This is a genomic window from Chitinophaga sp. (assembly GCF_017745275.1).
Classification (GTDB): Bacteria; Bacteroidota; Bacteroidia; order Chitinophagales; family Chitinophagaceae; genus Chitinophaga.
Genome location: NZ_JAGHZS010000004.1, coordinates 575385 through 585808, shown reverse-complemented (window position 1 = coordinate 585808; position 10424 = coordinate 575385). Strand labels below are relative to the sequence as shown.

General features: G+C 48.1%; 2 protein-coding genes. Both read left to right on the top strand.

Going from position 1 to position 10424, the window contains the following annotated elements; genetic code table 11:
- A partial coding sequence (locus J7623_RS15085) for an amino acid adenylation domain-containing protein (protein WP_291921527.1) occupies nucleotides 1-3825 on the top strand: 3825 nt, incomplete at its 5' end.
- 34 nt (nucleotides 3826-3859) lie between these two features.
- Nucleotides 3860-10417 carry a non-ribosomal peptide synthetase gene (locus J7623_RS15080; protein ID WP_291921524.1) on the top strand — a complete coding sequence of 2186 codons (6558 nt, stop codon included), beginning with the start codon at nucleotides 3860-3862 and terminating at the stop codon, nucleotides 10415-10417.
- The last annotated feature ends 7 nt before the right edge of the window (nucleotides 10418-10424 follow it).

Sequence of the window (10424 nt, the reverse complement as noted above, 5' to 3'; positions counted from 1 at the left end):
ACCTTGAGTGATGAAGAACAACAGGTGCTGACATTGCTGTCGGCTGCTACCGCCCGTGGTTATTATTGCCAGTTGCAGCTACACGCAGACGCATTGCGGATGAATGTAGTGTTGTGCCGTGAAAATATTCGGTACGCCTGTGGACAATATTATCATGCCACACCAACAGGGGATGCCAATACCAGCGCCAATAATCCCTTATTTATGGAGAGCAGTTTAGCTTTGCAGAAGGATATCCGCACGGCGCTGGAAGCGCGGTTGCCGGAGTACATGATCCCTACGGAGCTGATGCCGTTGCAGCATATGCCGCTGACATTGAACGGTAAAACGGATCGCAAATTCCTGGCTTCACGCGATGATATAAAAGTAACCGGAAAAATACATTATGAAGCGCCGCTGGGATATGTAGAAGAAACTTTGGCAGAGATATGGAAAGAGTTGCTGATGGTCAGTAAAATAGGGCGCCACGACGATTTCTTTGAAGCAGGTGGTCACTCGTTACTGGCAACAAGAGTAGTGTCTGCCATCCGCAAAAAAATAAATAAAGAAGTAAGTGTACGGAGCTTATTCCTGTATCCCACTATTGCTTTACTGGCGGAGTTTTTATCAAAAGAAAATCATACTGCTAAAGTATTGCCGGAAATCAAAGCCCGGGATTATAGTCAGCCTGTACCCCTGTCATTCTCACAGGAAAGAGTTTGGTTTATCGATAAGCTGAAAGGCAGTCCCGAATACCATATGCCCTGGGTATATAAACTACAGGGGAAAATAGACACCGCATCACTGGAAGCCGCTTTCAGGGATATCCTGATCCGGCATGAAGTATTGCGCACCGTGATATACGAAGAAGACGGCAAAGGTTACCAGGTAGTAAAGTCAGCAGAAGACTGGCAGATGCATTGCCTTTCTGCTGAAGAAGTGCTGGCGGCTAACTTAACGATAGAGACTTACATTCATGCAGTGTTAAGCTCACCGTTTGATTTGTCAGCAGACTTTATGCTTCGTGTACATGTTATTGCTACGGCAACAGATGAATACTTGCTGGTAGCAACCACACACCATATTGCTTTTGATGGCTGGTCGTTATCATTAATGGTGGAAGAGCTAACAGAATGCTACAGGAGCCGGATAGAAAAAAGACCTGCACAGCTGAAAGCCCTGCCGGTGCAATATGCCGACTATGCCGCATGGCAACGTAGTTATATGACGGAAGAATTGCTGGCAGCCAAAGTGGTTTACTGGAAAGAGCAATTGCAGGATCTGCAACCGCTCACATTATTAACAGATTTTCCAAGGCCTGCAGAACAACAAACGCGCGGCGGAGTTGTCAACTACCAGTTGGATAAGAAAATAAAAGACGGACTGGTAAGTTTGTCGAACCGCGAAAACGCCACTTTGTTCATGACTTTGCTGGCCGCGTTTAAAGTACTGTTATACCGCTATACCGGGCAATCCTCTATTCACCTGGGAACACCAGTGGCAGGTCGCCAACAACAGGAAACAGAAGGCATGATTGGCTTTTTTGTAAACATGCTGGTGTTGAGAAGCCAGATGCAATCCAACGATACTTTTATAGAGCTGTTGCAGGCCGTGAAAAGTACCACACTGGATGCCTATGAAAACCAGGATGTTCCTTTTGAACGGGTCGTGGAAGCGTTAGGAGTAAGACGGGATATGAGCAGGTATCCGTTATTTGATATCAGTTTCCAGCTACTAAATATGCCGAAGCCCGGTATACTCGGATTGGAAGGTACGGTATCCGGTAATGGCGTGGCTGCCGAAACAGCTGTTAATACACAGTTTGACCTGGGCGTATATATCACTGAACTGAAGGATAATTTAAATATACAGATCGTATATGCGAGCAGTTTATACAAACGGGCTACTGTGGAACGGATGCTCCGACACTATGAACAGCTGCTAATATCTGTGTTGGCCAAACCGGCTATGCGCATAGGATTATTGCCTGTTTTGCCTCCGGCAGAAGAAAAAGCTATATTGACCACCTTTAATGCGGAACCATGGAAAGATGGGCAACATACCATTGTATCGTTGTTTGATCAACAGGCGAACCGTACTCCGTCGGCCACGGCTATATGCTTTGAAGGAGCAGCGATGAGTTACGGGCAGTTACAGGAACGGGCCAATCAACTGGCCCGGTACCTGGCGTCGCAGGGAGTAGGCAGCGGCACACTGGTAGGGCTATGTATGGATAAATGCCCGGATATGATGATCAGCATACTGGCTATTTTAAAAGTCGGTGCAGCCTATGTACCCGTTGATCCTGCCTATCCGCCAGGAAGAATGCATTATATGATCAATGATATGGGCAATGGCCTGGTATTAACTCAAAGTCATTACCGCCATCTGCTCGCAGAAAGCGAAGCGTTACTGATATACCTGGATGAGATCCGGGAAGAGATCAACACCTATGACACCACGTCGTTACCGGTAACCATATCGCCGGATAGCCTCGCTTATATGATGTATACTTCCGGCAGCAGTGGAAAACCCAAAGGGGTGGAAGTGCTGCATCGCAGCGTGGTAAACCTTGCCTATCAACCGGCATTTGTTACCGCGGGCAAAGAAGATGTATTGCTGAGTACCTGCTCTGTATCTTTTGACCCTGTGGTTTTCGAATACTTTGCCATGCTTTTCCATGGTGGACAACTGGTATTCTGCCCTTCTGCTGTATTACTTGATGTAAGTCTGCTCAAAGCAGCGATACGCGCAGCCGGCGTTACCATGATGTGGTTTACCACCGGATGGTTTAATGAACTGGTGGAAGCTGATCCCAATCTCTTTGAAGGCATGCAGCAGATCGTAGTGGGAGGTGACCGCTTATCTGTATATCATGTGGGATTATTACAGCGGAAATATCCTGCACTCCAAATCGTTAATGGCTATGGACCCACAGAAAACAGCACTTTTTCAACGACACATCGTATCAGGCAGGAAGATTGGTCCGACAGGGGAGATATTCCTATTGGCCGCCCACTGCCCGGACGTGAAGCATATGTGCTGGATGCTCAGCAACAGTTATGCGGCATCGGCGTAGCCGGAGAGTTGTATGTCGGCGGTGTGGGCATTGCACGTAGTTATCACAATGCCCCGGCTTTAACGGCAGCAAAATTTGTAGCTAATCCATTTGGGGAAGGGCGCCTATACCGGACCGGAGACCAGGTGAAATGGCTACCTGAAGGTTTATTGGCTTACCTGGGCCGTGTCGATGAACAGGTGAAGATCCGGGGTTTCCGGGTAGAACCCGGCGAAGTGGAATGGACGCTTCAGCAGGCCATAGGCGTAAAACACGCCGTAGTGCTGTTAGATGGTGTAAACGCAGGAGATAAGCAACTGGTAGCATATGTGGAAGGCGAAAATATAACAGCGGCCAGCCTGCAATCCTATCTGCAACAGGTATTACCTGCCTATATGATTCCTTCCCGTATCCTGATACTGGATAATATTCCGCTGACAGAAAACGGAAAAGTAAACCGTTCGTTTTTACGCACTTTATCATTGCCAGCTATACCGGACAAGGACTATGTAGCACCACGCACCCCTACAGAAGAAGAGGTGGCAGGCATCTGGCACTCATTGCTCCGCATGGAACGGATAGGCATATACGAAAACTTCTTTGAATGCGGCGGACACTCGTTGCTCGTCATGAGAGTGCTGTCGGCTATCCGTAAAAAAATGGATGTGGAAATTTCTGTGAAAGACTTTTTCCAGATGGCGACTATTGAATCCCTGGCCAGGTACATATTGCTGCAGCAACGTGATGATATCACCCTATCTGCAGACAATGAAACCGTAAGATTATAAGTCCCGCCTATTTTAAAAGATATAACAAACCTATATGGAAGACTTTAATGTAAGAAATGTAATGGATCTGCTGGAAAAAGCACACCACCAGGGCTATAACATTTCGTTTGATGAAGACCGCGACGAATTAGTGGTGCAGCAGGGAAAAGGAAAAACTTTTGACCAGGTTTTATTGGAAGAATTACGCGCCCGTAAAAGCGATCTGAAATCATATTTTAAGAACAGTCGCCGCAATGAAATAATAAAGAAAAATGTAAATGCAATCAGGAAAGCCGAAAGGTCTGCCGGTAATACTTTTCCGCTTTCTTATACACAGGAAAGACTTTGGTTTCTGGACCGCATTCAGGGCACTTTGCAATATCATATTCCCTATGTGTTACCATTGAATGAAGTAGATATTCCTGCATTGGAGCATGCTTTTAAAACCACAGTCGACCGGCATGAAATACTGCGTACGGTGATTAAAGAAACAGATGGCGTTGGCTACCAGGAAATAAAAGACGCCGCCACCTGGAAGATAACAGTGATAGATCCGCAGCAAATCGAGACAGCCGGGGTATCGGTACAAACATATAGCGATCAGCTCATTGCAACCCCCTTCAACTTGTCGGTCGATTTCATGCTCCGCGCATGGTTGCTTCCGGCGGCAGGAAACAGCTACCAGTTACTGATCGTATTACATCATATCGCAGCAGATGAATGGTCTTTGTCGTTGTTGCTGAAAGAGCTCAGGGAAATATATACCGCTACGCTGCAGGGGCGTTTACCGGAGTTACCGGCGCTGCCATTGCAGTATGCAGACTATGCACTGTGGCAAAGGGAATACTTGTCCGCCGGGATGCTGGCCGAAAAATTAGCCTACTGGAAACAGCAGCTAACAGGCGTTTCACCAATTCCTCTTATCGCTGATTATGTGCGTCCTTTGGAACAAAGTATCCGTGGCGGCAGAGTGAGTAAAAAAATAAGCGGTCCATTGGTAGCAGATTTGTACCGGGTGAGCAGGGAAAAAGACGTGACTTTATTCATGACTTTATTGTCTGTTTTTAACGTACTCCTATACCGCTACAGCGGGCACCATGACATCTGCGTAGGCAGCCCTGTGGCCGGCCGGCAGCAGGAGGAACTGGCAGGAGTAATGGGCTCGTTTATCAATATGGTGGCGTTAAGAAATACGGTGCAGGGAGACGCATCTTTCAGCAGCCTGTTGCAAACGGTAAAACGGTCATCTCTTACGGCTTATGAACACCAGGAGGTGCCTTTTGAGAAAATCGTGGAAGTATTGGAAACCGCCAGGGATATGAGCCGTCATCCGGTTTTCCAGGTGATGTTCAGTATGCATAATACAGATGCCCCAGGTGCCCCGCCTTATAGCAATGACGGGGCCTGGAGTATGGAAGGCATGCAGCAGGTGACTGCACAATACGATATCAGCCTCGATATTACCGTCTCTTCAACAACATTACAACTGGTATTTACTTACTGTAAAGACGTTTATACAGAACAAACCATTGCTGGTCTGGCGCTTCATTACGAACACTTACTACAGGCGGTAACCGCCAATGTGGAAGATAAAATCGATTTGCTGGAAATGATGTCGCCCGAAGAAAAAGAGTGCTGTCAGCAAATATTTAATAACACTGCCGTTGATTTCGGGAAGGAACAAACGCTGCCCGGATTATTTAGGGAAATGGCCCTCGAAAGAGGTGCCGCCATAGCCGCAGCCGATGATACGGGTGAATTAACTTATGCGGAATTACATCAGCAAGTGGCGCAACTGGCAGCCTACCTGTTGCAGCGCGGCCTTACACCGGAGATGCCGGTGCCCGTTTGTGTGGAAAGGGGGCTGAACATGCTCATTGCCATGCTGGCTATTATGAAAGCAGGCGGTGCATATGTACCGGTTGATCCGATGTTACCACCGGACAGAATTGCCTACCTCGTAAACGATGTGGCCGCCACGATGATAGTAACTACTGCTTCCTGTGCATCGTTGTTTGAAAACTTGCCAGTAGCCACATTGATTTGTATAGACAAGGAAACAGATAATATTCACGCAGCACCAGTGAATGAGCCGCTTATCACCGGCGGGCAGCTGGCTTATATTATCTATACTTCCGGTAGCACGGGTAAGCCTAAGGGGGTAATGATCGAACAGTATTCACTTGTGAACCTGCTTCGTAGCATTACCGATAAACTGCAGTTGGGAGCATCGCATCGTATGCTGGCGGTGACTACCTACGGTTTTGATATTTCCTGCCTGGAACTATTTGCCCCGCTGATTAGTGGAGGTACCGTATATATTGCCGGCAAAGAAGATACCACGGATGGCTGGCGGTTAAATGCGTTGATCGGAAAAGTGAAACCCACACACATGCAGGCTACGCCGGCTACCTGGCAGATGCTGCTGGCCTCGGGATGGGAAAATGAAGTACAACTGGTGATCATGACCGGCGGCGAAGCACTGGGAGAAACATTAAAAGAAAGGTTAGTGGCGATCTCCGAAAAAGAAGCCTGGAATTTTTATGGTCCCACAGAAACCACGATCTGGTCTACCGCAGCCATATTAGCCGCTAATAAGCCTGTTAATATTGGTCAGCCGGTTGCTAATACCCAGGTATATATTTTAAACGGTGGCGGCGCATTATGCCCTCCTGGTGTACCGGGACAATTATGCATTGGCGGAGCAGGCCTGGCACGGGGATACGTAAATCAGCCCACGCTTACCGCCCAAAAATTTGTTGGTAACCTTATTGGAAAGGAAAGGGGATATTGTACCGGCGACCTGGGCAGGTGGCTGGCAGATGGAACACTGGAATACCTGGGCCGCATGGATGACCAGCTAAAGATCAGGGGATTCCGGATTGAACCAGGAGAAATAGAAACGGTATTGCTGGAACTGCCTTTTGTGAAACAGGCAGCTGTGGTAGCCGTAAAACGTGAAGACGCCGCACAAACGCTGGTAGCCTACCTGGTCATGGAAAAGGTATACCTGCAGGAAGAACTGATAACATGGCTACAGCGCAAACTGCCGTCCTATATGATCCCTGCTGTGTTCATCCCATTGGAAGAACTACCGTTAACGCCTAATGGAAAAACAGACAGGAAGCAACTGGCCGGGATGCTGCCGGAAAGAACCACCACCCGGGAATATGTAGCGCCGCTGACAAAAACAGAAAAGATGCTGGCCGCGATTTGGGAAACGTTGCTCAATAAAGAACAGGTGGGTATCCAGGATGATTTCTTTGAACTGGGCGGCCACTCGCTGCTGGCAATGAGAATAACTGCTGCCATCAGGAAACAACTTGGCAGGGAGATTACCGTGAGGTATTTATTCCTGTATCCTACTATTGCTTCGTTATCAGCCGCCATAGCAGATATGCCGGCTATCAGCGGGCTTACTATTCCGGCGCATCCTGCAGGCAAAGTGCAACCACTATCGTTTTCCCAGGAACGGCTTTGGTTCATAGACCGCCTGCAGGGAAGCCTGCAATACCACATGCCTGATGTACTCCGGTTGCAGGCCATGCCGGACGAAAAGATCCTGGAACAGGCGTTTATCAGCGTTGTGAGCCGGCATACTATTTTACGGACGGTGATAACGGAAAACAATGGCGATCTGTCACAATCGGTACAGGAGGTGAATAACTGGCAACTGGAAAAGGTTACTATCGCTGGTTTGCAGGCAGCCGGTATCACACCGGAAAGCTATATCACCCGGTTCGTGGCGCAACCTTTTGACCTGGCCGCCGATTACTTATTGCGTGCGGCACTTATTCACATCAGCCCGGAAGAAAATATACTGGTGTACGTAGTACATCATATTGCCTGCGATGGATGGTCATTACCACTGCTTACCAAAGAACTGCTAACGGTGTATGAAGCATTGTTGCAACAAAAAACACCGCTCTTAAGAGCACTACCGGTACAATACAGCGACTATGCCATCTGGCAGCGCAATGTACTCCGCCCGGAATTGCTGGCGCCTAAACTGGATTATTGGAAGCAACAGTTGCAGGGATTAACCCCCTTTGAACTGCCGGCAGATTTTCCGCGTCCCGCTGTTGCCGGCATCCGTGGCGCTACGGTAACACGCCACCTCAATGCCACACTGCTGGCATCTTTGAAGAAACTGTCACAGGACTCCGGTGCCAGTCTTTTTATGGCCATGCTCACTGCCTTTAAAGTACTGCTATTCCGCTACACCCGGCAGGAAGATATCAGTATAGGCAGCCCCGTAGCCGGACGACCACTGCAGGAGCTGGAAGATCTCATCGGCTTCTTTACCAATACACTGGTACTCCGGCAAAAGCTGGATGCACAAAAAAACTTCGTGGAACTATTGCAGGAGGTAAAACAAATGGCACTGGATGCTTATGAACACCAGGACGTCCCATTTGAAAAAATAGTGGAAACATTAGGCTTGCAAAGAGATATGAGCCGGCATCCACTTTTCCAGGTAATGTTCTCATTGCAACATCAGCTGGCGGATGGCCCGCACATGCCGACCGTAGCCGCTACCAAAGGATATGAAGCGGATATTACACGTGCCCGGTACGATTTGCAGCTGGATGTAACAGAGATGCCCGACGGAGCCCTGATCGTATTGACCTATTGCTCAGATTTGTTCCGGGAAAAAACGGCAGCACAATATTGCATGCACTATGAACAGCTGCTGGAAAGTATTGTACAACAACCGCAGGCGCCGATAGGCAGTCTTCGTATTATGAATGACCAGGAAGAAAACTACCTGCTGCATGAATTAAATAAGACGACTGTTCCTTGTAATACCGCGTTAACATTGGTAGACCTGTTTAATGAACAGGTAAGTAGAACACCGGCTGCTATCGCCGTGGTTTTTGAATCTACCACGCTTACTTATGCAGCCTTAAATGAAGAAGCGGAACAACTCGCCGCCTACTTAACAGAGCAGGGAGTTTGTGCAGGTACGCTTGTCCCCATCTGCCTGGAAAGAAATGTGGAAATGATAGTAGGTATACTGGGTATATTGAAAGCAGGCGCGGCGTATGTACCTATAGATCCCGCATTGCCAAAGGAACGGGTGATGTACATGCTAACCGATACCCGTGCTGAAATATTATTATGCTGTGCGGGAGATGGCCCTGATTTTATCCATGAACTACCCGTAAAGCGCGTGTACCTGGATAAAGACTGGCCATTTATTGCGCAATACCCTGCAGGAAAAATAAACCCGGTAACAGCTTCTGGTGTTGCCTACGTGATTTATACTTCCGGTAGCACCGGCCAGCCCAAAGGGGTGATAAACCACCATGCGGGGGTAGTAAACCGCCTGTTATGGACGCAGGGGTACTTTGGACTTACTGCCAACGACGCCGTGCTGCAGAAAACTACGTTTGGATTTGATGTATCTGTATGGGAATTATTATGGCCGCTGATGGCAGGAGCAAAGCTGGTGCTGGCATTACCTGGTGCGCACAAAGATCCTTATTACCTGCAGCAGGTGATTCAGCAACAACACATCACTACTATCCATTTTGTTCCTTCCATGTTGTCAGTTTTCCTGGAAAGCCTGGAAGAAGGCTGCCAGTTACCGCTCAGGAGAGTGCTTTGCAGCGGTGAAGAGCTGAAACCCGGACAGGTGAATGATTTTAAAGAAAAGTTGCGTGGAATAGCATTGTATAATTTATACGGACCCACAGAAGCCGCTATTGATGTGAGCTGCTGGGCCGCGCCGGATAACGGCGAAGAAGTGGAAACGGTGCCCATAGGAAAACCTGTATGGAATACCGGGTTGTATATCCTCGACCAACAACTGCAATTGCTGCCATATGGCGCCATTGGCGAATTATGTATCGGTGGGGTACAGGTAGCTGCAGGCTATTTAAATCAGCCCTTACTAACCACTGAAAAATTTGTGGCGAATCCATATAGACCTGGCAGGTTGTATAAAACGGGCGATATCGCCAGGTGGCTCCCCGATGGAAATATGGAATACCTCGGAAGGGTAGATGACCAGGTAAAAATAAGAGGATACAGGATTGAACCGGGAGAAATAGAAAATGTGCTGCAGTCAGTGGATACCGTGAAACAAGCTGTGGTATTGCCTCTAAAAGGAGGCGCCGGCGGAGACGATAAAATATTAATAGCCTATGTGCAGTCGTTACCGGGTTACGATGCAGACGCCGTAAAGCTATACCTGCATCGAAGGTTACCGGAATATATGGTGCCGGTACAAATTATAGAAATAGATACCATACCGTTAACCATCAACGGGAAAGCAGATAAAAAGAAACTGGCGGAACGGCCATGGCAACTGCCGGCAGCAACGGTCAATGAAGGCCCCCGGGATGAAACGGAACAGGTGCTGCATGATATCTGGAGAGAATTGTTGAACACTACCGGATTTGGAGTACACGATAGCTTCTTTGAATTGGGGGGGCATTCGCTGCTGGCATTCCGGGTATCTCTCGAGATTCGGAAACGACTAAACGTAGAGATACCCCTGCAGGTACTATTTCAATTTGCCAATATCCGGTCACTGGCTAAAGCCATTCGTGTTACCCTCCAAAACGCTGCACTGGTCATTGAAGACGAAGCAGAAATAACCTTGTAATCATTAT

Bases quoted from the DNA above. Each gene is read 5' to 3' on its own strand.
- J7623_RS15080 (WP_291921524.1), top strand. From the start codon at position 3,860: ATGGAAGACTTTAATGTAAGAAATGTAATGGATCTGCTGGAAAAAGCA.